Below are 25,272 nucleotides of genomic sequence, written 5' to 3' on the forward strand. Positions count from 1 at the left end.
CCAGGGCTCCCAATGGGCCGGAATGGGCGTCCAGTTGATGGACGCGTCGCCCGTCTTCCGCGAACACCTCACGGCCTGCGTCGACGCCCTCCAGCCGTACCTCGACTACTCCCCGCTGGCCGTACTCCGCGGCGAACCCGGCGCCCCCACCCTGGAACGGGTGGATGTGGTGCAGCCGGTGTTGTGGGCGGTGATGGTGTCGTTGGCTGAGGTGTGGCGGGGTGTGGGTGTGGTGGGGGATGTGGTGGTGGGGCATTCGCAGGGGGAGATCGCGGCGGCGGTGGTGGCGGGTCGGTTGAGTGTGGAGGATGGGGCGCGGGTGGTGGCGTTGCGGTCGCGTGCGTTGCGGGGGTTGGCGGGTGGGGGTGCGATGGCCTCGATCGGTTTGGACGTGGCGGAGGTGGAGGGTCTGCTGCCGGAAGGGGTCTCGGTGGCGGCGATCAACGCTCCGGGGCAGGTGGTGGTGAGTGGTCCGCCGTCGGGGGTGGCGCAGGTGTGTGCCCGGGCGGAGGAGACGGGCGTACGCGCTCGGTTGATCGAGGTGGACTACGCCTCACACCACGCGCAGGTCGAGGCGGTGGAGGAACGGCTGCGGAGCGAACTGGCCGGGGTCGTTGACCGGGGCTCCGGTTCGGGAGTGGTACTGGTCTCCACGGTGACCGGACAACCGGTTCTCGACGGGGAGTTGGACGGCGACTACTGGTACCGGAACCTGCGGGAGCCGGTGTTGTTCGCGGACGCGGTGCGCACCGCGCACGCCCTGGGACACCGCGCGTTCGTGGAGGTGAGCCCGCATCCGGTGCTGAACCTCGCCCTGGCTGGGGTACTCGCGGAGTCGGACCCGGAGGCCGAGGCCCGGGTGCTGCACACCCTGCGTCGTGACCAGCCTGAACCGGAACAGTTGCTGAGGAGTCTGGGTGCGGCTTGGACGGTGGGGTTGCCGGTGGAGTGGTCGCGGGTGCTGCCGGGGAAGGCCGAGCCGGTGGAGTTGCCCACGTATGCCTTCCAGCGCCAGCGCTACTGGCTCGACGCGCCAGGCCAGGCCACGGACGTGCCTGTGGCGGCGGGTACTTCCGTACATGACGCGTGGCGCTACCGGGTCGGCTGGACCCCGTTGGGCGCCCAGCAGACCGGCGGGTTGTCCCGACGCTGGCTGCTGGTCTGCCACGACAGTGCCGAAGCAGCGGACGTTCAGCGGGCGTTGGAGCAGGCTGGCGCTGAGGTCGAGCTGCGGATCCTGCCCAACGACTCCGATCGGGACGGTGTCGTCCAACTGTTCTCGGGAGCCAAGCACATCGCGTACCTCCCGAGCGGCTTCGACCGGGATCATCCCGAACACGCGGGACTACCTGCGGGCTTGGCCTCCGTGCTGACGGCGGTCCAGGCGGCTGTCGAGCAAACGGGCGCCCGGCTCTGGATGTTGACCCGCGGTGCGGTCAGCACGCCTGGCGCGGACGCGGCACCGGACCCGGCGCAGGCGGCGGTGTGGGGGCTGGGGCGGGTGTTCGGTCTGGAACACCCTGACCACTACGGCGGGTTGATCGACCTGCCCACGACCTGGCAGGCCGGTACCGGCAGTCAGCTGGCCGCCGCGCTGGCCGAGTCGGTCGAGGACCAGATCGCGCTACGTACCGTCGGTGTGTTCGCCCGTCGGCTCCAGCACGCTCCGGCGCCCTCGGACGACCGTCCGGAGTGGAAGCCCAGCGGCACAGTACTGATCACCGGTGGCACCGGGGCGCTCGGCGGCCACCTGGCTCGCTGGCTGGCCCGGCACGGCGCCGAACACCTGGTTCTGGCAAGCCGGTCCGGTCCCGACGCCCCCGGCGTCGGCGAGCTGGCTCGTGAACTGACGGATCAGGGCACGCCGACCACGGTCGTCGCCTGTGACATCGCCGACCGCGAGCAGGTGGACGCCGTCCTGGCGGACGACGGCTATCCGAGGATCTCCACAGTCATCCACGCTGCTGGCGTTCCCCAGCGCACGACGATTCGAGAGTCCCAACTGGGTGACTTCGCCGAACTGTTGCGTGCGAAGGTGGTCGGCACGCAGAACCTCGTCGCGGCCGTGGACGAACATCCGGTGGACGAACTGGTGCTGTTCTCCTCCAACTCGGGTGTGTGGGGCAGCGGCATGCACGGCGCCTACGCCGCCGCGAACGCCTACCTCGACGCCGTGGCCGAGCAGTTGCGCGGCAAGGGTCGCCGGGCCGTATCGCTCGCCTGGGGCCTCTGGGGTGGCGGCGGCATGGCGGAAGGCGGCGGGGAGGAGTACCTGTCGCGTGTCGGTATCCGGCCGATGGCGCCCGAGCACGCGGTGGCCGCCCTGCACGAGGCACTCACTCTCGACGAGACCTTCGTCGCCGTGGCGGACGTGGACTGGGACCGGTTCGTGCCCACCTTCACCGCCGCCCGTCGTCGTCCCCTCATAGAGGAGTTGCCCGAGGTCCGTCGCCTGGCCCTGACCAGCGAGGAGCAGAGCGGCGCCGTATCCGGAGAGGGGACGGGGTCCCTGCGGGACCGGCTTGCCGGGCTGAACGCCGAGGACCAGTACAGCGAGTTGCTGGACGTCGTTCGCGAGGCCGCCGCGAAGGTGCTCGAACTGCCGGATCCCGAGGCGGTGGAGGAGAACCGGGCGTTCCGTGACCTCGGCTTCGACTCGGTGACCGCAGTCGAGGTGCGTAACCGGCTGCGCAAACTGTCCGGCCAACAGCTCCCCGCCACCCTGGTGTTCGACCATCCGACGCCGAGTGCCGTCGTCGCCTTCCTCCGCGACGCGATGTTCCCGGAGGGGGCGCGCGAAGCGGAGTCCCCACTCGCCCAGATCGAGCGTCTGGAGAACTCGCTGATGCGGACGGATGCCGACGAGCGCGAGAAGGCGCGCATCACGCTCCGTCTCCAGTCACTCCTGGACCGGTGGCGTGAAGGCGACGAGCCCCAACGGGACAGCGGACAGGAGCACTTCGAGTCCGCGACACCAGACGAAGTGTTCGACTTCATTGACCGAGAGCTGGGTCAGCGCTGACGCCCCCACGCCCGTTCGACTCCAGCGATTGAGATTGTGATGACAGACCAGGACAAGCTTTTCGACTACCTCAAGCGCGTGACCGGTGAGCTGAAGCAGACCCGCGAACGGCTCCTTCGGTACGAGTCCGGTGAGCACGAGCCGATCGCCATCGTGGGGATGAGCTGTCGACTGCCGGGCGGTGTCGAGTCCCCCGAGGACCTGTGGCGGCTGGTGGCCAACGGAACGGACGCCATCACGACGTTCCCAACGGACCGCGGCTGGGCGGTCGATGAGCTGTACGACCCTGAGCCGGGCCGACCGGGCAGGACATACGCCCGCGAGGGCGGATTCGTGGAGGACGTCGCTGACTTCGATGCCGAACTGTTCGGTATCAGCCCCCGCGAGGCGATCAGCATGGACCCGCAGCAGCGGCTGTTGCTGGAGTCGGTATGGGAGCTGTTCGAACGCGCGGGCCTCAACCTGACCGCGCTCCACGGCAGTTCGACCGGTGTCTTCGTGGGCGCTGGCTTCCAGGGGTACGGCAGCACCGCGGACACCTCCGACGGCTACTTCCTGACCGGCTCCACCGGGAGTGTGGTGTCGGGTCGTTTGGCGTATGTGTTTGGGCTTGAGGGTCCGGCGGTGACGGTGGATACGGCGTGTTCGTCGTCGTTGGTGTCGTTGCATTTGGCGGCGCAGGCGTTGCGGTCGGGGGAGTGTTCGTTGGCGGTGGCGGGTGGGGTGACGGTGATGTCGACTCCGGGTGCGTTTGTGGAGTTCAGTCGTCAGCGGGGGTTGGCGCCTGATGGTCGGTGTAAGCCGTTCGCGTCGGCGGCGGATGGTACGGGGTGGGGTGAGGGCGTCGGTGTTCTGCTGCTGGAGCGGTTGTCGGACGCGGTGGCCAACGGTCATGAGGTGTTGGCGGTGGTGCGGGGTACGGCGGTCAACCAGGACGGTGCGTCGAATGGTCTGACGGCGCCGAACGGTCCGTCCCAACAGCGCGTCATCCGACAGGCGTTGGCGAACGCCGGGCTGGGCGTGGGCGAAGTGGACGTCGTCGAGGCGCACGGCACCGGCACCACGCTGGGTGATCCGATCGAGGCCCAGGCCCTGCTGGCGACCTACGGGCAGGACCGCGCGGGGGAACGTCCGCTGTGGCTGGGTTCGGTGAAGTCCAACATCGGTCACACGCAGTCAGCGGCGGGCGTGGCGGGCGTCATCAAGATGGTGATGGCGATGCGGCACGGGAGCCTTCCCGCGACACTGCATGTGGATGAACCGTCACCGCATGTGGACTGGTCGTCGGGCGGAGTGCGTCTGCTGACGGAGCCGGTGCCTTGGGAGAGCGAGGGGCGGGCCCGTCGTGCGGGCGTCTCGTCGTTTGGTGTGAGTGGGACGAACGCGCACGTGATTTTGGAAGAGGCTCCGGTGTCGGAGGAGTCCGCTGAGGCAGAGAAATCTGGTTCTGGTTCCGAGTCTGGTGTCGATCTCGCTTGTGGGCCGGTGGCGGTGCCGTGGGTGGTGTCGGGTCGTGGGGGTGTGGGGTTGCGGGGTCAGGCGGCGCGGTTGGCGGGGTTTGTGCGGGAGTGTGTTGCGGCGGGTGAGCGGGTTGATGTGGCGGGTGTGGCTGCGGGGTTGGTGGGTCGTGCGGGGTTGGAGGATCGTGCTGTGGTGGTGGGGTCTGGTGTGGAGGGGTTGTTGTCGGGGTTGGATGCGGTGGCTGAGGGCGGGGTGTCAGCTTCGAGTGTTGGGGTTGAGGGTGTGGTTGTGGGTTCGTCTGTGGGTGGGAAGTTGGCGGTGTTGTTTACGGGGCAGGGGTCGCAGTTTGTGGGGATGGGTGCGGAGTTGTATGGGCGGTTTGGTGTGTTCGCGGGTGTGGTGGATGAGGTGTGTGAGGTGGCGGATGGGTTGTTGCCTGGGCCGTTGCGTCCGGTGTTGTTCGGCCAGGACGGCCAGGACGGCCAGGACGGCCAGGACGGCCAGGACGGCGAGGACGGTGTGGGTGGGGGCGGTGTGGGTGAGGGGTTGTTGGGGGAGACGGTGTTTGCGCAGGTGGGGTTGGTGGCGTTGGAGGTGGGGTTGTGGCGTGTGTTGGAGGAGTGTGGGGTGTGTCCGGATGTGTTGATTGGGCATTCGGTGGGGGAGGTCAGTGCGGCTGTGGCGTCGGGTGTGTTGAGTTTGTCGGATGCGGTGCGGTTGGTGTGTGCGCGGGGGGTTTTGATGCAGGGGTTGGCGTCGGGTGGGGTGATGGTTTCGGTGGCGGCGTCGGTGGCGGAGGTTGAGGGGCGGGTTGAGGGGTTGGAGGGTGTGTGGGTAGCTGCTGTGAATGGTCCGGAGGCGGTGGTGTTGGCGGGGGAGGCGGAGGCGGTTGGTGGTGTGGTGGGGGTGTTGTCGGGTGAGGGGTTTCGGACGCGGTGGTTGCCGGTTAGTCACGCTTTTCATACTCCGTTGATGGACCCGATTTTGGAGGAGTTCGCTCAGCGGATTGAGGGTTTGTCGTTTGGTCCGGGGCGGATTCCTGTGGTTTCGACGGTGTCGGGTGGGGTGGTGGGTTCGGATTTTGGTGGTGTGGCGTATTGGGTGGAGCATGCGTGTCGGCCGGTGCGGTTTGGTGATGCGGTGGGGGTGGCGCGGGGGTTGGGTGTGCGGGTGTGGGCTGAGGTGGGTCCGCAGCCGGCGTTGACGGCGGTGTTGGGTGGGTGTGAGGGGGAGGTGTCGGCGGTGTTCATGCGTCGTGGGCGGGACCAGGTGGCGGGGGTGCTGACTGGTTTGGCCCGGCTGCATGTTCATGGGGTGGGGGTGGATTGGCGGCGGCTCCTGCCCCGGGGTGCGGGGTCGGTGGAGTTGCCGACGTACGCCTTCCAGCGGCGCCGGTACTGGCTGGATGCGCTTGCAAGTACGGGGACGGAGACGGGGGTTGACGCCGACAGCGCCGTGTTCTGGGAGGCGGTCGAGCGGAACGACCTGGCAACGCTGGGACTTGACGAGCACACCTCTCTGACCGAGGTGCTTCCCGCGCTCTCGGCGTGGCGACGCACCCATCAGGAGCGCCGGACTCTGGAGGGCTGGCGGTACCACGTTGCCTGGAAGTCGATACCCGGCCCCAACACGGCCTCGATGGGCGGCACATGGGCGGTGGTCACGCGGGACGGTGATGACGCTTCCGACATAGTCGCGGCCGTGTGCCGTGCCGGGGGGCACCCCGTCGTGGTCTCGCTGCCGGTCGGGGGATCGCCGGAGGAGTTCGCGGCCCGTCTGGCCGAGGCGTGCGCTGACGCGCCGCCTGTGCGGGGAGCGATCTCCTGCCTGGCGCTGGTGGACGGAGCACGGGAGGAGGTCTCACCGGACCGACTGCTGGAGACGGTGACCGACACCGTCGCCCTCATTAGGGCGCTGGACGGGGCCGCTGCCGACGTACCGCTGTGGTGCCTGACCCAGCAGGCGGTGAGCATGGCCGACGATGACCCCGTCGCTGATCCCGCGGGTGCGCTGGTTTGGGGCATGGGTCGCGTGGCCGCGCTGGAACTCCCGTCCGTGTGGGGCGGGTTGGTCGACCTTCCGGTGTCGGCGGATGACACCGCGTACGACCGGGTCTGCCGTCTCGTCGCGGGTGCGGATCGTGAGGACCAGGTAGCGGTCCGTCCCACGGGGATGTTCGCGCGCCGGATTCGCCCGGCGGGTTCCGACGCACAAACACCCGCGTCCTGGCAGCCGCGAGGCACCGCACTGATCACCGGCGGTACCGGGGCACTTGGTGGGCACATCGCACGATGGCTGGTGGAACAGGGCGTGGAACACGTCGTGTTGCTCGGACGCCGCGGTCCGGACGCGCCGCAGGCGACCGCCCTGCGTGACGAACTCACCGAGGCGGGAGCACGCGTGACCGTCGCCGCTTGTGATGTGGCGGACCGCGAGCAACTCGACGCCGTGGTACGGCAGATACGCGCCGACGGGGCGGATATCCGGGTCGTGGTCCACGCGGCCGGGCTGGGCTGGACGGGAGCCCTGACGGAGGTGCCGTCAGGGGAGTTCCGAGAGACCATGGCGGCGAAGGCTCGTGGGGCCCTGAACCTGGACGAACTGTTCGGTGCCGAACCGCTCGACGCGTTCGTGCTGTTCTCCTCGATCGCGGGAATCTGGGGCAGTGGTGGGCAGGGCGCGTACGCGGCGGCGAACGCCTTCCTCGACGGGGTGGCCCAGCACCGCCGTGCCCGCGGGCTGGTCGCGACCTCGGTTGCCTGGGGGGCCTGGGCGGGCGACGGCATGGCGGAGGGGGACGCCGCAGTCCAGCTGAGCCGCCGTGGCATCGCCACGATGCCGGTCGACCGGGCGTTGGCCGCGCTTCAACAGGTCGTGGAACGAGGCGAGACCACGGCCATCGTCGCGGACGTCGACTGGGCCCGCTTCGCGCCGACGTACCTGATGGCTCGCCGCAACCGACTGTTCGACGAGATCGCGGCGGCGCGCGAGGCGCTGGCGGCGGACCAGTCCGACGACACCGAGCACCAGGACAACGACTCCGAACTCGTCGTGAAACTGAGGTCACTTGACGAGTCGGAACAGCGACGCGAACTGCTCGACGTGGTGCGCGTGGCGGCGGCGGAGGTGCTCGGCCACTCCCACGCGTCGGACATTCACGAGAACCGGGCCTTCCGTGACCTCGGGTTCGACTCGCTGACCGCCATCGAGCTGCGGGACCGTCTGCACACGGTGACGGGGCTCCGGCTGCCCGCCACGCTGCTCTTCGACCATCCCACGCCGATCGGTCTGGCCGAACAGCTGTGGTCGACCATATTCGCCCAACACACGTCACCTGCAACGGCGTTGTCTGCCTCCAGCGCCGCGGTTCACGAGGATCCCATCGTCATCGTGGGGATGAGCTGCCGCTTCCCCGGGGAGGTGGGTTCGCCCGAGGACCTGTGGCAGTTGGTCGCGGCTGGTCAGGACACGATGACCGAATTCCCGACCAACCGGGGTTGGGACCTGGCGGCGCTGTTCGACGAGGACCCGGACCGCCCGGGCACCAGCTACGCCACCACGGGCAACTTCCTGCACGACGCCGATGAGTTCGACGCGGAGTTCTTCGGAATCAGCCCGCGTGAGGCACTGGCGATGGACCCGCAGCAGCGGTTGCTGTTGGAGGCGACGTGGGAGGTGCTGGAGCGCGCGCACATCGATCCGGAGTCCCTGCGGACCAGCCCGACCGGTGTGTTCGTCGGCACGAACGGTCAGGACTACGTCTCCCTGATGGGCGATGCCGGAATCGCCGCCGAGGGATACCTCGCGACGGGGAACGCGGCGAGTGTGGTGTCGGGTCGTTTGGCGTATGTGTTTGGGCTTGAGGGTCCGGCGGTGACGGTGGATACGGCGTGTTCGTCGTCGTTGGTGTCGTTGCATTTGGCGGCGCAGGCGTTGCGGTCGGGGGAGTGTTCGTTGGCGGTGGCGGGTGGGGTGACGGTGATGTCGACTCCGGGTGCGTTTGTGGAGTTCAGTCGTCAGCGGGGGTTGGCGCCTGATGGTCGGTGTAAGCCGTTCGCGTCGGCGGCGGATGGTACGGGGTGGGGTGAGGGCGTCGGTGTTCTGCTGCTGGAGCGGTTGTCGGACGCGGTGGCCAACGGTCATGAGGTGTTGGCGGTGGTGCGGGGTTCGGCGGTCAATCAGGACGGTGCGTCGAACGGTCTGACGGCGCCGAACGGTCCGTCCCAACAGCGCGTCATCCGGCAGGCGTTGGCGAACGCCGGGCTGGGCGTGGGCGAGGTCGACGTGGTAGAGGCGCACGGCACCGGCACCACGCTGGGTGATCCGATCGAGGCCCAGGCCCTGCTGGCCACCTACGGGCAGGACCGTCCCGAGAACCGTCCGTTGTGGTTGGGGTCGGTGAAGTCGAATATCGGTCATACGCAGGCGGCTGCTGGTGTGGCGGGTGTGATCAAGATGGTGATGGCGCTGCGGCATGGGAGCCTTCCCGCGACGTTGCATGTGGATGAGCCGTCGCCGCATGTGGATTGGTCGGCGGGTGAGGTGCGGTTGTTGACGGAGTCGGTGCCGTGGGAGGTGTCGGACTCGCGGGTGCGTCGTGCGGGTGTGTCGTCGTTTGGTGTGAGTGGGACGAACGCGCACGTGATTTTGGAAGAGGCTCCGGTGTCGGAGGAGTCCGCTGAGGTCGTGGAGTCCGGTTCGGGTTCTGACGTTGTTTCTGGGCTTGTGGTGGGGGAGTTGGATGGGTTGGTGCCGTGGGTGGTGTCGGGTCGTGGGGGTGTGGGGTTGCGGGGTCAGGCTGCGCGGTTGGCGGGGTTTGTGCGGGAGTGTGTGGCGGCGGGTGAGCGGGTTGATGTGGCGGGTGTGGCTGCGGGGTTGGTGGGTCGTGCGGGGTTGGAGGATCGGGCTGTGGTGGTGGGTTCTGGTGTGGAGGGGTTGTTGTCGGGGTTGGATGCGGTGGTTGAGGGTGGGGCGTCGGCTGCTGGTGAGGGTGTGGTTGTGGGTTCGTCTGTGGGTGGGAAGTTGGCGGTGTTGTTTACGGGGCAGGGGTCGCAGTTTGTGGGGATGGGTGCGGAGTTGTATGGGCGGTTTGGTGTGTTCGCGGGTGTGGTGGATGAGGTGTGTGAGGTGGCGGATGGGTTGTTGCCTGGGCCGTTGCGTCCGGTGTTGTTCGGCGAGGACGGTCAGGACGGTGTGGGCGGGGACGGTCAGGGCGGTGTGGGTGGGGATGGTGGGGGCGGTGTGGGTGAGGGGTTGTTGGGGGAGACGGTGTTTGCGCAGGTGGGGTTGGTGGCGTTGGAGGTGGGGTTGTGGCGTGTGTTGGAGGAGTGTGGGGTGTGTCCGGATGTGTTGATTGGGCATTCGGTGGGGGAGGTCAGTGCGGCTGTGGCGTCGGGTGTGTTGAGTTTGTCGGATGCGGTGCGGTTGGTGTGTGCGCGGGGGGTTTTGATGCAGGGGTTGGCGTCGGGTGGGGTGATGGTTTCGGTGGCGGCGTCGGTGGCGGAGGTTGAGGGGCGGGTTGAGGGGTTGGAGGGTGTGTGGGTAGCTGCTGTGAATGGTCCGGAGGCGGTGGTGTTGGCGGGGGAGGCGGAGGCGGTTGGTGGTGTGGTGGGGGTGTTGTCGGGTGAGGGGTTTCGGACGCGGTGGTTGCCGGTTAGTCACGCTTTTCATACTCCGTTGATGGACCCGATTTTGGAGGAGTTCGCTCAGCGGATTGAGGGTTTGTCGTTTGGTCCGGGGCGGATTCCTGTGGTTTCGACGGTGTCGGGTGGGGTGGTGGGTTCGGATTTTGGTGGTGTGGCGTATTGGGTGGAGCATGCGTGTCGGCCGGTGCGGTTTGGTGATGCGGTGGGGGTGGCGCGGGGGTTGGGTGTGCGGGTGTGGGCTGAGGTGGGTCCGCAGCCGGCGTTGACGGCGGTGTTGGGTGGGTGTGAGGGGGAGGTGTCGGCGGTGTTCATGCGTCGTGGGCGGGACCAGGTGGCGGGGGTGTTGACTGGTTTGGCTCGGCTGCATGTTCATGGGGTGGGGGTGGATTGGCGGCGGCTTCTGCCCCGGGGTGCGGGGTCGGTGGAGTTGCCGACGTACGCCTTCCAGCGGCGGCGTTTTTGGGTGGATGGGGTTGTGGGGTCTGGGGTTTCGGGGTTGTCGGGGTGGGGGTTGGTGGGTGGGGGGCATGGGGTGTTGGGTGCGCGGGTGTCGTTGGCTGGTGGGGGTGTGGTGTGGGTGGGTGGTTTGTCGGTGGTGGGGCAGTCGTGGTTGGTTGATCATGGTGTGGGTGGTGTGGTGGTGGTGCCGGGGACGGCGTTTGTGGATGTGGTGGCGTATGTGGGGGGTGAGGTGGGGTGTGGGTGTGTGGAGGAGTTGATGTTGCGGGCGCCGTTGGTGGTGTCTGAGGGTGAGGGTGCGCGGGGTGTGGTGGTGCAGGTGGTGGTGGAGGATGCGGATGGGGAGGGTCGGCGTGGGGTGAGTGTCTACTCCCGTCCCGATACCGCAACCAGTACCAGTACCAGCGGCGGGCCCAGCACCAGTACCAGCGGCGGGTCCAGCAGTGGAGTCAGTAGTGGCTCGCCGGGTGGGGGTGAGGTGTGGACGTTGCATGCGACGGGTGTGCTCGCGCCGACTCCCGTCAGTGCGGAGGGGTTTGTGCCGGAGTGGGGGTGGCCGCCGTCGGGTGAGGTGGTGGCTGTTGAGGGGATCTATGATCGGTTGGCTGGGGGTGGGTTTGATTATGGTCCGGTGTTTCGGGGGTTGCGGGGGGTGTGGCGGGATGGGTGGGATGTGTTCGCGGAGGTGGTGTTGCCGGATGATCCGGCGGGTTATGTGGTGCATCCGGCGTTGTTGGACGCGGTGTTGCATGCGTTGGCCGTCACCGCCGATGGTGACGGGGAGGTCGCTGAGTTCGAGGGTGGGATGCCGTTCGCGTTCAGTGGTGTGACTGTCTATCGGTCTGGTGCGCGGACGCTGCACGCGCGGCTGCGGCGTCAGGGGTCCGATGGGGTATGTGTGGAGGCTGTTGATCCGAGCGGGCAGCCGGTTGTCACCATCGACTCCCTCGTCTTCCGGCCGGTCAGTCATGCCGATCTGGCGGGGGCGGCGCCGCTGGCCGGTGGCCTACTGCACCTGCGGTGGGCGGGGGTCGCCGGTGCTGACGCTTCGGAGGCGCGGGCGGATGGGGCGGCTGGGTACGTGCTGGCTGAACCGGACGTCGCCGCCCTGTCGGGGGTGGCTGGCGAGGGCGCGGCCGAGCCGGAGTGGGTGGTGCTGCCCTGCCGTGCCAGCGGGGACGGGTCGGTTCCGGAGCGGGCGCGTGCGCTGACCGCCTGGGTGTTGGGGCAGGTGCGCTCCTTCCTGGAGGAACCGACGCTGGTTGGACGGCGGTTGGTGGTGCTGACGCGGGGCGCGGTGGCGACCGGAGAGGATGACCGGGACGTCGACGTGTCGGCGGCGGGGGTGTGGGGGCTGGTTCGGTCGGCCCAGTCGGAGCACCCGGACCGCTTGGTGCTGCTGGACGTTGACGCCGAGGTGGCCGGGGAGGAGTGGCCCGCCGTGCTGTCTGCGCTTTCCGGAACTGCGGCCACCCAGTTCGCCCGGCGGGACGGGGTGTTGCTGACTCCGCGCCTGGAACCGGTCAACGGTGATGACGACATGACGGTGCCCGGTGAGGGGTGGCGGCTGACGGCCGGGTCGAGCGGAACCCTTGAGGAACTGTCGCTCGTGGAGCAGGAGTCGGCCGGTGAACCGCTGGGCGCGGGCATGGTGCGGGTGGCGGTGCGCGCCGCAGGACTCAACTTCCGGGACGTGCTTATCGCGTTGGGGATGTACCCCGGGGCTGCGGTGATCGGTGGCGAGGGCGCCGGGGTGGTGACCGAGGTCGGTTCGGGTGTTGCCGAACTGGCCGTCGGGGACCGGGTGATGGGCCTGATGCCCGACTCGTTCGGGGACACCACGGTGGCGGACGCGCGCATGGTGGTCCGTATGCCCGAGGGGTGGGCGTTCCAGGAGGCCGCCTCCGTGCCCATCGCCTTCCTCACGGCTCGGTACGCGTTGTGTGATCTGGCGGGTCTGCGGGCGGGTGAGCGGGTGTTGGTGCATGCGGGTGCGGGTGGTGTGGGGATGGCGGCGGTTCAGGTGGCGCGGTGTCTGGGGGCGGAGGTGTTCGCGACGGCGCATCCGAGTAAGTGGGGGACGTTGCGGGCGTTGGGGGTGGCGGAGGATCACATCGCCTCGTCGCGTGATCTGGACTTCGTTGGGCGGTTCGCCGAGGTGACGGAGGAGCAGGGGGTGGATGTGGTGCTGAACTCCCTGGCGGGGGAGTTCATTGACGCGTCGCTCGAACTGCTGCCGCGTGGCGGTCGGTTCATCGAGATGGGCAAGACCGACGTCCGGGACGGGACGTCCCTGCCGACCGGCGTCACCTACCGCACCTTCGACCTGTCCGAGCCGGAACCGGCCCGGATCGGCGTGATGTTGGGCGAGCTGCTGACGATGTTCCGGGACGGCGACGTGCGGCTGCTGCCGTTGACGGTGTGGGACGTACGCCGGGCACGGTCCGCCTTCGGACACGTCCGCCAGGCCCGGCACACCGGAAAGGTCGTTCTCCGTGTGCCCGTGCCGCTCGACCCGGAGGGCACCGTCCTGGTGACCGGCGGCACCGGATCGCTGGGGGCGCTGGTCGCCGAGCATCTGGTGACCGAGCACGGGGTGCGGCGTCTGCTGCTCGCCGGACGGAGTGGACCGCGGGCGTCAGGAGCTGACGAACTCCGCGAGCGACTGGGTGAGTTGGGCGCCGAGGTACGCATCGTGGCGGCCGACCTCGCGCACCGCGCGGAGGTGGCGGGCGTCCTGGCGCAGGTCGACGCGGAGCACCCGCTCACCGGGGTGGTGCACGCGGCGGGGATCGCCGACGACGGGGTCCTGGACTCGCTGACGCCGGAACGGGTGGAGCGGGTGATGGCGGCGAAGGCCGACGCGGCGTGGCATCTGCATGAGTTGACCCACGACGCCGACCTGGCGATGTTCGTGCTGTTCTCGTCCGCGTCCGGGGTGCTGGGGTCGCCGGGGCAGGCCAACTACGCGGCGGCGAACACCTTCCTGGACGCGCTGGCCGAGTACCGCCGGGCGCACGGGATGGTGGCGCAGTCCCTCTCGTGGGGCTTGTGGGCCCAGCCCAGCGCCATCAGCGGTCACCTCACGGAGGCGGACCTGGCCCGGGTGGCCCGGTCGGGGATGGTGCCGATCAGCACCGAGCAGGGCCTGCGCCTGCTGGACGAGGCGGGGCGGTTCGGCGGTCGCGCGCACGCGGTGCCGCTGCCGCTGGCGCCGGGCCACCGGCACGCGCATCCCCTGCTGGCACATCTCGGGGGACCGGCCCGTTCGACGCGGAGCGTGTCCCGACGGGAGGAAGTCAGGGCGCCGTCGGTGTCACTGACGGAGCGGCTGCGTGAACTGGCTCCGGATGACCAGCGGCGGTTGCTGCTGTCCACGGTGCGGGAGCACACCGCGGCCGTTCTCGGGCACGAGACCACGGACGCCATCGGGGACCGGAAGCCGTTCAAGGAGCTGGGGTTCGACTCGCTGACCGGTGTGGAGGTACGTAACCGGCTCGGTGCCGCCACCGGCCTTTCGCTGCGCGCCACGGTGGTCTTCGACTTCCCCACTCCCACCGCGCTCGCCGACCACCTGTGGGAGGCGCTGCGGCCGGACGACGGAGCGGGCTCATCTCCCATCATCGACGGTCTGGACCGGCTGGAGGCCGCGCTGGCGGAGGCCCCGGACTCCGCTGATCTGCGCGAGGAGATCACCGCCCGGCTGGAGGACCTCATGTGGAGCTGGCGGGACACCGCGGGGGGCCGGCCGGCCGCGGCGGAGGGGGATGACGACGACCTGGCCGCCGCCACCGATGACGAGATGTTCGACCTGATTGACGAAGAGCTCGGCAGGCAGTGACACGTACGGCCGCCTGCCCGCCGCGCACGAGGAGTGGTTCCGGATGACAGATGAGCAGAAGCTGCGGGATTACCTGAAGAAGGTGACGGCCGATCTGCGGCAGACCCGCAGGCGGTTGGAGGAGGCGCGGGCCGCCGAACCGGAGCCGATCGCCATCGTCGGGATGAGCTGCCGGTTTCCCGGCGGCGTGGACTCCCCCGACCGGTTGTGGGACCTGGTGGCCGGGGAACGGGACGCCATCACCCCGTTCCCGCGCGATCGGGGATGGGACGTGGACGGCCTCTACGACCCGGACCCCGAGCAGACCGGGACCTCGTACGCGCGTGCGGGCGGATTCCTCGCGGACGCCGGGGAGTTCGACGCGGAGTTCTTCGGGATCAGCCCGCGTGAGGCGCTGGCGATGGACCCGCAGCAGCGGCAGTTGCTCGAACTCTCCTGGGAGGTGTTCGAGCATGCGGGCATCGACCCGCTCTCGGTGGCTGGCCGTCCCGTCGGCACGTTCGTCGGCACCTCCACCTCGGGGTACGGAATCACGACGGCCGAGGCGCCGCCCGGTGTGGAGGGGTACCTGCTGACCGGCAGCGCGGCGGCCGTCGCGTCCGGGCGGATCGCGTACACGCTGGGGCTGGAGGGCCCGGCCGTCACGATCGACACCGCGTGTTCCTCGTCGCTGGTGGCGATGCACCTGGCCGCGCAGGCCCTGCGGTCGGGCGAGTGCGCGCTCGCGGTGGCCGGTGGCGCCACGGTCATGTCCAGCCCGGGCACGTTCGTGGAGTTCAGCAGGCAGCGTGGCCTGGCGCCGGACGGGCTGTGCAAGCCGTTCGCGTCGGCGGCGGACGGCACGGGCTGGGGCGAGGGCGTCGGCCTGCTGCTGCTGGAACGGTTGCCGGACGCCGTGGCCAACGGGCACAACGTGCTGGCGGTGATGCGGGGTTCGGCGGTCAACCAGGATGGCGCGTCCAACGGTCTGACCGCGCCCAACGGCCCGTCGCAGGAGCGGGTGATCCGGCAGGCGCTGCGGAACGCGCGGGTCTCCGCGAAACAGGTGGATGTGGTGGAGGCGCACGGGACCGGCACCAGCCTCGGTGACCCGATCGAGGCTCAGGCACTGCTGGCCACTTACGGGCAGAACCGCCCGGAGGACCGTCCGTTGTGGCTGGGTTCGGTGAAGTCGAACATCGGTCATACGCAGGCGGCTGCTGGTGTGGCGGGCGTCATCAAGATGGTGATGGCGCTGCGGCACGAGCGGTTGCCGGTGACCCTGCACGTGGACGAGCCCTCGCCGCACGTGGACTGGTCGACGGGTGAGGTGCGGCTGCTCACCGAGGCGGTGCCGTGGCGGGGGGAAGGGCACCCCCGTCGTGCGGGGGTGTCGTCGTTTGGTGTGAGTGGGACGAACGCGCATGTGATTTTGGAGGAGCCGCCGGAGTCGGTGAGGCCCGCCGGGGTGGGGTCGGCTTCTGTGGTGGGGGAGTTGGGGTTGGTGTCGTGGGTGGTGTCGGGTCGTGGGGGTGTGGGGTTGCGGGGTCAGGCTGCGCGGTTGGCGGGGTTTGTGCGGGAGCGTGTGGCGGCGGGTGAGCGGGTTGATGTGGCGGGTGTGGCTGCGGGGTTGGTGGGGCGTGCGGGGTTGGAGAATCGTGCTGTGGTGGTGGGGTCGGGTGTGGAGGAGTTGTTGGCGGGGTTGGATGGGGTGGCGGGTGAGGGGCAGTCGGTGGCTGTGGGGTCGTTGTCGGGGGCGGTGTTGGTGTTTCCGGGGCAGGGTGGTCAGTGGTTGGGGATGGGTCGTGGGTTGTTGGAGGCGGCGGAGTCGGGGTCGGGTGCGGGTGCGGGTTCTGTTCTTGGGTCGGTGTTTGTGGGGCGGTTGGTGGAGTGTGAGCGGGCGTTGGAGCCGTTTGTGGGGTGGTCGTTGCGTGAGGTGTTGTTGGGGGTTGATGAGGGGTGGTTGGGGCGGGTGGATGTGGTGCAGCCGGTGTTGTGGGCGGTGATGGTGTCGTTGGCTGAGGTGTGGCGGGGTGTGGGTGTGGTGGGGGATGTGGTGGTGGGGCATTCGCAGGGTGAGATCGCGGCGGCGGTGGTGGCGGGTCGGTTGAGTGTGGAGGATGGGGCGCGGGTGGTGGCGTTGCGGTCGCGTGCGTTGCGGGGGTTGGCGGGTGGGGGTGCGATGGCCTCGATCGGTCTGGATGTGGCGGAGGTGGAGGACCTGCTGCCGGAGGGGGTCTCGGTGGCGGCGATCAACGCTCCGGGGCAGGTGGTCGTCAGCGGCCCGCCGTCGCAGGTGGCGCAGGTGTGTGCCCGGGCGGAGGAGACGGGCGTACGCGCTCGGTTGATCGAGGTGGACTATGCCTCGCATCACGCGCAGGTGGAGGCCATCGAGGAAGAGTTGCGGCGCGAGTTGGCGCCGGTCGTCGACCAGGCCGCGGTCATGGCTGCGGATGGCGGCGTGTTCGAGGGGCCGGTGTTGGTCTCCAGCGTGACCGGACGGCCCGCTGCCACGGGGGAGTTGGACGGCGACTACTGGTACCGGAATCTGCGGGAGCCGGTGTTGTTCGCGGAGGCGGTGCGGGCGGCACACGCTCTGGGGCATGGGGTGTTTTTGGAGGTGGGTCCGCATCCGGTGTTGGGGCTGGCCTTGTCGGGGGTGTTGGCGGACTCGGACGCGCGGGTGTTGCACACCCTGCGCCGTGACCAGCCCGAACCGGAACAGTTGCTGAGGAGTCTGGGTGCGGCTTGGACGGTGGGGTTGCCGGTGGAGTGGTCGCGGGTGCTGCCGAAGGCGGCGCCGGTCGCTCTACCCACGTACGCGTTCCAGCGCCAGCGCTACTGGCTCGACGGACCGGCGTCCGCCACGCGGAACCCGGTCGGGCGGTACCGGATCGGCTGGAAGCCGCTGCCCGAGCCGGAGCGTACGGGGCCGCCGAGGATCACTGACTGGTTGCTGGTCTGCGCGGAGGGGCGGTCCGGGGCGCCCGAAGTGATCGCGCTGGCCGCCGCGTTGGGCGAGGAATCCGGTTCGGCGCGGGTCGTCGCCGTGCCCACGGGACGGGTGGGACCGGAGGAGCTGGCGCGAGTGCTGGACGGGGTCGTTCCGGCCGAACGGCCCGTCGGGATGGTCTCGTTGCTGGACGGGGAGGCGGCCGTCGGGCTGCTGCGCGCGGTGGGTGCCGTGTCGTGCGAGGCCCGGCTGTGGCAGCTGACCTCGGGCGCCGTCGGTGTCGGGGGCGGGGATGTGGTCAACGACCCGACGGCGGCGGGGCTCTGGGGCTGGGGGAGGTGCTTCGCACTGGAGCACCCGGACCGGTGGGGCGGTCTGGTCGACCTGCCGGACGCCGTCGACGAGGGGGTGGTGGCCCGGGTGACGGCTCACCTCACCCGGGACGGCGGTGAGGACCAGGTGGCGGTCCGCGCCGAGGGCGCCTTCGGCCGTCGGCTGTTGTCCGTGGAGGAGCCGGGCGCGTCGGCGGTGGGCTGGCCGTCGGCGGGAACGGTGGTGGTGACCGGCGGAACCGAGGGTCAGGGTGCCCAGCTGGCGCGGTGGGTGGCGGCCCGTGGCGCTGAGCGGCTGGTCCTTGTCGGCGGTGAATCGGCTGAACTGTGCGCGGAGTTGACGGAGCTGGGCACACCCGCCGTCACACTGCCGGGGGAGGTGACCGATCCGGAGGCGTTGCGCGGGATACTCCGGGAGGCCGCCGGGGAGGCGCCGCTGTCCGTCGTCGTGCACGCCGCGGGCGTGACCGAGTTGGCGCCGGTGCGGGAGAGCGAACCCGCCCATGTGGAGCGGGTGATGGGGGAGAGGTGCGTGGGTGCGGCCGCGCTGGCGGAGGTGCTGCGCGCCGACCATCCGGACACCCCGCTGGTGTTGCTCTCCTCCGTCGCGGGGGTCTGGGGCAGTGGTCTGCACGGGGCGCTGGCGGCGTCCGGGGCGTGGCTCGACGCGTTGGCCGAGCGGGAGCGGGCGGCAGGTCGTCCGGTCACCGCCGTCGCCGTCAGCCCATGGGAGGGCGAGCCCGAACTGGTGGAGGCCCTGCGTGGGCAGGGGGTGCCGGTGACCGATCCCGAGGTGGCACTCGCGGGGTTGCCCGGTCTGCTGGCGCTGGGCGAGGCGGCGGTGGTGCTGGCGCGGGTGCACTGGGAGCGTTTCGTCCCGGCGTTCACGGCGGCCGGGCCCCGGCCGCTGATCGGTGACCTCGCGGAGGCGCGGCGGGTGCTGGACGCCGAGGCCGAGGAGGACCCGAGGGCGCGGGAGGTCTCGCGGGTGGCGCGGGCGCTGGCCGACGCCGCGCCGGAGGAGTACGACGAGATCGTGCTGGCGGAGGTGCGGGCGGCCACGGCGGCCGTACTGGGCTACTCCGGGCCGGACGGCGTCGGTTCGCTGAAGGCGTTCCGGGAGCTGGGCATGGACTCGGTGACCGCGGTGGAACTGCGGAACCGGCTGTCCTCGGCGACCGGAGTCCGGCTCCCCGCCACGCTGATCTTCGACCACCCCACCCCGGCGGCGGTGGCGGAGCTGCTGCGCGAGGAGCTGGCGCCCGGGCGGGCCGACGAGGTGGCGGGTGCCGCGCCTCCCGCCCGGGAGGTCGTCGACGAGCCGGTCGCCATCGTCGGGATGAGCTGCCGTTTTCCCGGCCGGGTCGGCTCGCCGGAGGAGCTGTGGCAGGTGGTCGCGGACGGCGTCGACGCCGTTACGCCGTTCCCCACCGACCGGGGCTGGGACGTTACCGGGCTCTACGACGAGGACCCGGACCGGGCCGGGACGGTGTACGCGCGGGGCGGTGGATTCCTGCACGGCGCCGGGGAGTTCGACGCCGGGTTCTTCGAGATCAGCCCGCGTGAGGCGGTCGCGATGGACCCGCAGCAGCGGCTGCTGCTGGAGACCTCCTGGGAGGCGTTCGAGCGGGCGGGTATCGCGCCCCAGGAGGTGCGGGGCAGCGACACCGGTGTCTTCGTCGGCACCAACGGGCAGGATTACGCACCGCTGTTGATGGCGGCCGGGGACGGTATGGAGGGCTACCTCGGCACCGGCAACGCGGCGAGCGTCGTCTCCGGCCGGGTCGCCTACGCCTTCGGGCTGGAGGGGCCCGCCGTCTCGGTGGACACGGCCTGTTCGTCCTCGCTGGTGGCGATGCACTGGGCCGCGCGGGCGCTGCGGCAGGGGGAGTGTTCCCTGGCGCTGACCGGCGGCGTCACCGTGATGTCGACGCCGGGTTCGCTGCTGACCTTCGCCCGGCAGCGGGGGCTGGCCGCCGACGGGCGGTGCAAGGCGTTCTCCGCCGAGGCGGACGGGATGGGCATGGCCGAGGGCGTCGGCATGCTGCTGCTGGAACGGCTCTCGGACGCGCGGCGCAACGGGCACCCCGTGCTGGCGGTGGTGCGTGGTTCGGCTGTTAACCAGGACGGTGCGTCGAACGGTCTGACGGCGCCGAACGGCCCGTCCCAACAGCGCGTCATCCGGCAGGCGTTGGCGAACGCCGGGGTGGGGCCGGCCGAGGTCGACGCGGTGGAGGCGCACGGCACCGGCACCACGCTGGGCGACCCGATCGAGGCGCAGGCCCTCCAGGCCACCTACGGCCGGGAGCGGTCCGACGGCCGTCCGCTGTGGCTGGGGTCGCTGAAGTCCAACATCGGCCACACCCAGGCAGCGGCCGGTGTGGCGGGTGTGATCAAGATGGTGATGGCGCTGGGCGCCGAGTTGCTGCCCCGTACGCTCCACGCCGACCGGCCGTCCCCGCACGTGGACTGGTCCGACGGCGAGGTGCGGCTGCTCACCGAGCCGTTGCCGTGGCGGCGCGGTGACCGCCCGCGCCGGGCCGGGGTCTCCTCGTTCGGGATGAGCGGCACCAACGCGCACGCCATCCTGGAGGAGGCGCCCGACGATCCGCCGGGCGAGGAGCCTTCCGGGCCCGAACGTCCCGGTGCCGAACTCCCGGGCCGCGTACCCGGGTCCGTCCAGTCGGCCGTCGAACCGAGCGCCGACGGGCGGGAGATGGCCGACGTGGCCCAAAACTCCCCGGACGCCACGGAGTTCGCGGCCGACGGGGTGGCCGCGCGTGCCGTTCCGCCGTGGGTGCTCTCCGCGAAGTCCGAGGCGGCCCTGCGCGACCAGGCCGGACGTCTCCGGCGGCGGCTGCGCCACGGCCCCGCCGCACACCCGGCCGACGTGGGGCACGCCCTGGTGACCACGCGGTCGCTCTTCACCCACCGCGCGGTCGTGAACGGCGCCAGCACCGTCGAACTCCTCGCCGGAATCGACGCCTTGGCCGCCGGGGAGCAGTCCCCGCACGTGGTGCGCGGCCGGGCCGACTCGGGGGAGCGCCCGGTGTTCGTCTTCCCCGGGCAGGGGGCGCAGTGGGACGGGATGGCCGCCCGACTCCTGGACACCGCACCGGTGTTCCGCGACAGCGTGGAGGCGTGCGCCGCGGCGCTGGCCCCGCACGTCGACTGGTCGCTGCCGGAGGTGCTCCGTGGCGCCCCCGGCGCGCCCTCGCTGGACCGGGTGGACGTGGTGCAGCCCGCGCTGTTCGCGATGATGGTGTCGCTGGCCGAACTCTGGCGGGCGTACGGCGTCCGCCCGGCCGCCGTGGTCGGCCACAGCCAGGGGGAGATCGCCGCCGCCCACGTGGCGGGCGCGCTGTCCCTCGCCGACGCGGCGCGGGTCGTGGCGCTGCGCAGCCGGATGCTGGCGGACCTCACCGGCGGCGGAGGGATGACCTCGGTCGCCGCGTCCGCCGCGTGGGTCGGAGAGCGACTGGCCGGGTGGGGCGGGGAGTTGGAGATCGCCGCGGTCAACGGGCCCCGCGCGGTGGTGGTGTCCGGTCCGGTCGACGGTCTGGGCCGGATGGAGGAGGAGTGCGCCACCGCCGGGGTGCGGGCGCGGCGTGTCCCCGTCGGGTACGCCTCGCACTCCCGGCAGGTGGAGACGCTCCGTGAACCGCTCCTCGCCCGGCTGGGCGGCGTCGAACCCCGCCCGTCCAGCGTGCCGTTCGTGTCCTCGGTGACCGGGGAACGCCTCGACACCTCGACGCTGGACGCCGACTACTGGTTCCGGAACCTGCGGCACACCGTGCGGCTGGACGAGGCCGTCGGGTGTCTGCTCGGCCAAGGGCACCGCGCCTTCGTCGAGTTGAGCCCGCATCCGGTGCTGACCGCCGGGGTGCTCGACACGGCGGGCGAGGCCGACACTGACGCGGTCGCGGTGGGAACGCTCCGCCGTGACGAGGGCGGCCTCGACCGGTTCCACGCCTCGCTCGGCGAGGCCCACGTCAGTGGGGTGCGGGTCGACTGGCGCCCCGCGTTCGCCGGGCGCGCGGTGCGGCCGGTGGCCCTGCCCACGTACGCCTTCCAGCGGCAGCGGTACTGGGTACCGACCCCCGCCCCGTCCGGCGCCGGGGACGTCGCCGCGGCCGGGGTGGACGCGGCGGACCATCCGCTGCTCGGCGCCGCCGTCGACCTCGCGGAGAGCGGCGAGTTGGTGCTCACCGGCAGCGTCCACCCGCGTATCCAGCCGTGGTTGACCGACCATCAGGTGTCCGGGGTGACGCTGCTTCCCGGCACGGCGTTCGTCGACCTCGCGCTCTGGGCCGGGGCCAGCTGCGGCCACCCGGCGGTGGAGGAACTCACCCTCCAGGCGCCGCTGGTCGTCCCGGAGGACACCGAACGCCGCCTCCAGTTGCGGGTGGGACCGCCCGACGCAGTGGGGCGCCGCGAACTCACCGTCCACTCCCGGGCGGACGACGACGCCGACGGCCCGGTGTGGACCCGCCACGCCACCGGCACGCTCGCCGCCACCGCCGTCCCCGGCGCCGACACGGAGACCGTCTGGCCGCCGGAGGGCGCCACCCCCGTCGACCTCACCGGCGGCTACGACCGGCTCGCCGCCCTCGGCTACGGCTACGGCCCCGCCTTCCGTGGGGTGCGGCGGGTGTGGCTCCGTGGCGACGAGACCTTCGCCGAGGTCCAGCTGCCCGAGCAACTCGCCCCCGAGGCGGCCCGGTTCGGGCTCCATCCGGCGCTGCTCGACGCCGGGGTGCAGGCGGTCGGCCTGGCCGCGACCGCCGGGGACGCCCCCGCCGACCCGGACGCCGAGGTGCGGCTGCCGTTCGCCTGGACTGGTCTCAGCCTGCACCGCCCCGGCGCCAGCGCCCTGCGGGTGCGGCTGAAGCGGGCGGGCGGCGGTATCGCCGTCACCGCGACGGACGACACCGGCGCCCCGGTGCTGTCCGCCGGCTCGCTGGAGTTCCGCCCGCTGTCCACCCGGGGGCTACGGGCCTCCGGCGGCGGGCTGTTCCGGATCGACTGGCGGGAGACGACCGGCCACGACGTGGCGCCCCAGGGTGGAGACTGGGCGGTCGTCGGCGCTGGGGCGCAGGAGCTGTGCGCACGGCTCACCGCCGGGGGAGCCGGAGCCACGGCCCATCCCGACCTGCCCGCGCTGCGCTCGGCGTACGCCGACGGCGCGGTGCCCGCGGTGGTGTTGCTCGCCCCCGGGACGCCCGCCCGGCCAGCGCCGCCCACCGTGGCCGACGTGCACGAGGCGATGGTCCACCAACTGACCCTGCTGCGCGCCTGGTTGGACGAGGAGCGGTTCGCCGCCACGCGGCTGGTCGTCACCACCCGGGGCGCGGACACGGCCGACCCCACCGCCGCCGCCGTCTGGGGGCTGTACCGCTCGGCGCAGGCCGAGCACCCCGGCCGCTTCACCCTGCTCGACCTGGACGGCGACGTGCTGCCACGGGCGCTCGTCGAGGCCGTCGCCAGCGGCGCGCCCCAACTCACCGTGCGCGCCGGGGCCGTGCTCGAACCCCGGCTCGCCCGCCTGCCCGCACCGGCCGCACCGGCCGCACCGCTCACCGGCACCGTCCTGGTCACCGGCGGTACCGGAACGCTCGGCGGGCACGTCGCCCGGCACCTCGCCGCCACGCACGGCGTGCGGCACCTGCTGCTCCTCAGCCGCAGCGGCGAGAACGCCCCCGGAGCCCCCGGACTCCGCGCGGAACTCGCCGAACTGGGCTGCGAGGCCACCCTGGTGGCCTGCGACACCGCCGACCGGGAGGCGCTGCGCCGGGTCCTGGACGGCATCCCGGAGGACCGGCCGCTCAGCGCGGTCATCCACGCCGCCGGGGCGCTGGACGACGCCGTCCTCACCTCCATGACGGCGGAGCAGCTGGCCCGGGTCCTGCGGGCGAAGGCCGACGGCGCGCTCCACCTGCACGAGCTGACCCGCGACCGGCCGCTGGCCGCCTTCGTGCTGTTCTCCTCGGCGGCCGCCGTGCTCGGCAGCCCCGGACAGGGCAACTACGCGGCGGCCAACGCCGTGCTGGACGGTCTGGCCCGGCACCGGCGGGCCGCCGGACTGCCCGCGCTGTCCCTCGCCTGGGGCCTGTGGGGGGAACGCACCGGCATGACCGGCCACCTGTCCGAGGCGGACCTGCGCCGCATGGTCAGCGCCGGTCTGGCTCCCCTCGGCACCGAGGACGGGCTGGCGCTCCTGGACGCGGCGCTCGGGCACGCCGAGGCGACGCTGCTCGGCGCCCGCGTCGACCTGGCGACGCTGCGCGCCCGGGCCGCCGAGGGGGCGGTGCCGCCGCTGCTCGGCACCCTGGTGGGGGCGCCCGGGCAGCGGGCGCCGCGCGGCCCGGCCGCCGTGGAGGCCACCGTGCGGCGGGAGATGGCGGGTCGCTCGCCCGCCGAGCGGGAGGAGGTGCTGGTGCGGCTGGTCCGCACCGCTACCGCCGCCGTGCTCGGCCACGCCGACGCGGAGGAGGTGCCCACCGACGGCCCGTTCGGGGAACTGGGCTTCGACTCGCTGACCGCCGTCGAACTGCGGAACCGGCTCCAGGCCGCGACGGAACTGCGGTTGCCCGCGACGCTCGTCTTCGACCACGAGACGCCGCTGGCGCTGGCGGCGCACCTGGACGCCGAACTGGCGGCCGCGCCGGAACCGGAACCCGCCACCGGAACCGACACCGGCACCACCGGTGGCGGTTCGCCCGCCCCGGCGGCGGAGGGCGGGGCGCCCGACGGTATCGAGGCGCTGTACCGGCTGGCCTGCCAGCGGCGGCGGGTCCACGAGGCGCTGGACCTGCTCGTCGCGGCGTCCCGGCTGCGGGACACCTTCGCCTCCCCCGCCGACCTGGAGCGGCCGCCCCGGCCGGTGCGCCTGTCCCGTGGCTCCGGCGGGCCCGTGCTGGTCTGTCTGTCCACCATCACCGCGCTGTCCAGCGTCTACCAGTACGCCCGCTTCGGTGCGGCGTTCCAGGGGCGGCGGGACGCGTGGTTCCTGCCGGTGCCCGGGTTCGGCGCGGACGAGCCGGTCCCGGCGGACGTGGACGCCGTGGTCGACCTGCACGCCGACCTCGCCACGGGGTGCGCCGAGGGGCGGCCGTTCGTCCTCGTCGGGCACTCGGCGGGCGGCTGGCTCGCGCACGCGGTGACCGCCCGGCTGGAGTCCCGGGGGACACCGCCGGCCGGCACCGTGCTGATCGACACCTACCTGCCGGGCAGCGCGGCCTTCGCTGAGGTACAGGACGCGCTGACGGACATGATGTTCGACAACGAGTCCACGGTCGGGCGGCTCGACAGCGCCCGGCTCACCGCGATGGGCGCCTACCTGCAGATGTTCGACGACTGGGCGCCCGCGCCGGTGCGCACGCCCACGCTGTTCCTCCGCCCCGAGGAGCCGGTGACCGACACCGTCTCCGGCGACGGCTGGCGCCTGACGTGGCCGCTGCCGAACACCACGCGGGAGGTGCCCGGGAACCACTTCTCCATGATGGAGACCGGCGCCGCCACCACCGCCGCGGCCGTCGACGCCTGGCTGCCCGAACCGCCCCGGCCCGAGGCCGGCTAGG

General features: G+C 71.5%; 3 protein-coding genes. All 3 read left to right on the plus strand.

Annotated features, from left to right (window positions below; translation table 11 throughout):
* The first annotated feature begins 37 nt into the window (after positions 1–37).
* From E0L36_RS10260 to E0L36_RS10270, 3 genes are read left to right on the plus strand one after another with little or no spacing between them, the layout of a single operon-like run.
* On the plus strand, positions 38–3,022 hold the full coding sequence (locus E0L36_RS10260; RefSeq protein WP_180928722.1) for a type I polyketide synthase: 2,985 nt from the start codon (positions 38–40) through the stop codon (positions 3,020–3,022).
* A 39-nt stretch (positions 3,023–3,061) separates the two neighbouring features.
* Complete coding sequence (locus tag E0L36_RS10265) at positions 3,062–14,428, plus strand: type I polyketide synthase (RefSeq protein ID WP_180928723.1); 11,367 nt, start codon at positions 3,062–3,064, stop codon at positions 14,426–14,428.
* Positions 14,429–14,471: 43 nt separating this feature from the next.
* Positions 14,472–25,271, plus strand: a complete 10,800-nt coding sequence (locus E0L36_RS10270; RefSeq protein WP_180928724.1) for a type I polyketide synthase — start codon at positions 14,472–14,474, stop codon at positions 25,269–25,271.
* Position 25,272: the final 1 nt, after the last annotated feature.

The organism is Streptomyces sp. AJS327 (assembly GCF_013450295.1).
Taxonomy (GTDB): domain Bacteria; phylum Actinomycetota; class Actinomycetes; order Streptomycetales; family Streptomycetaceae; genus Streptomyces.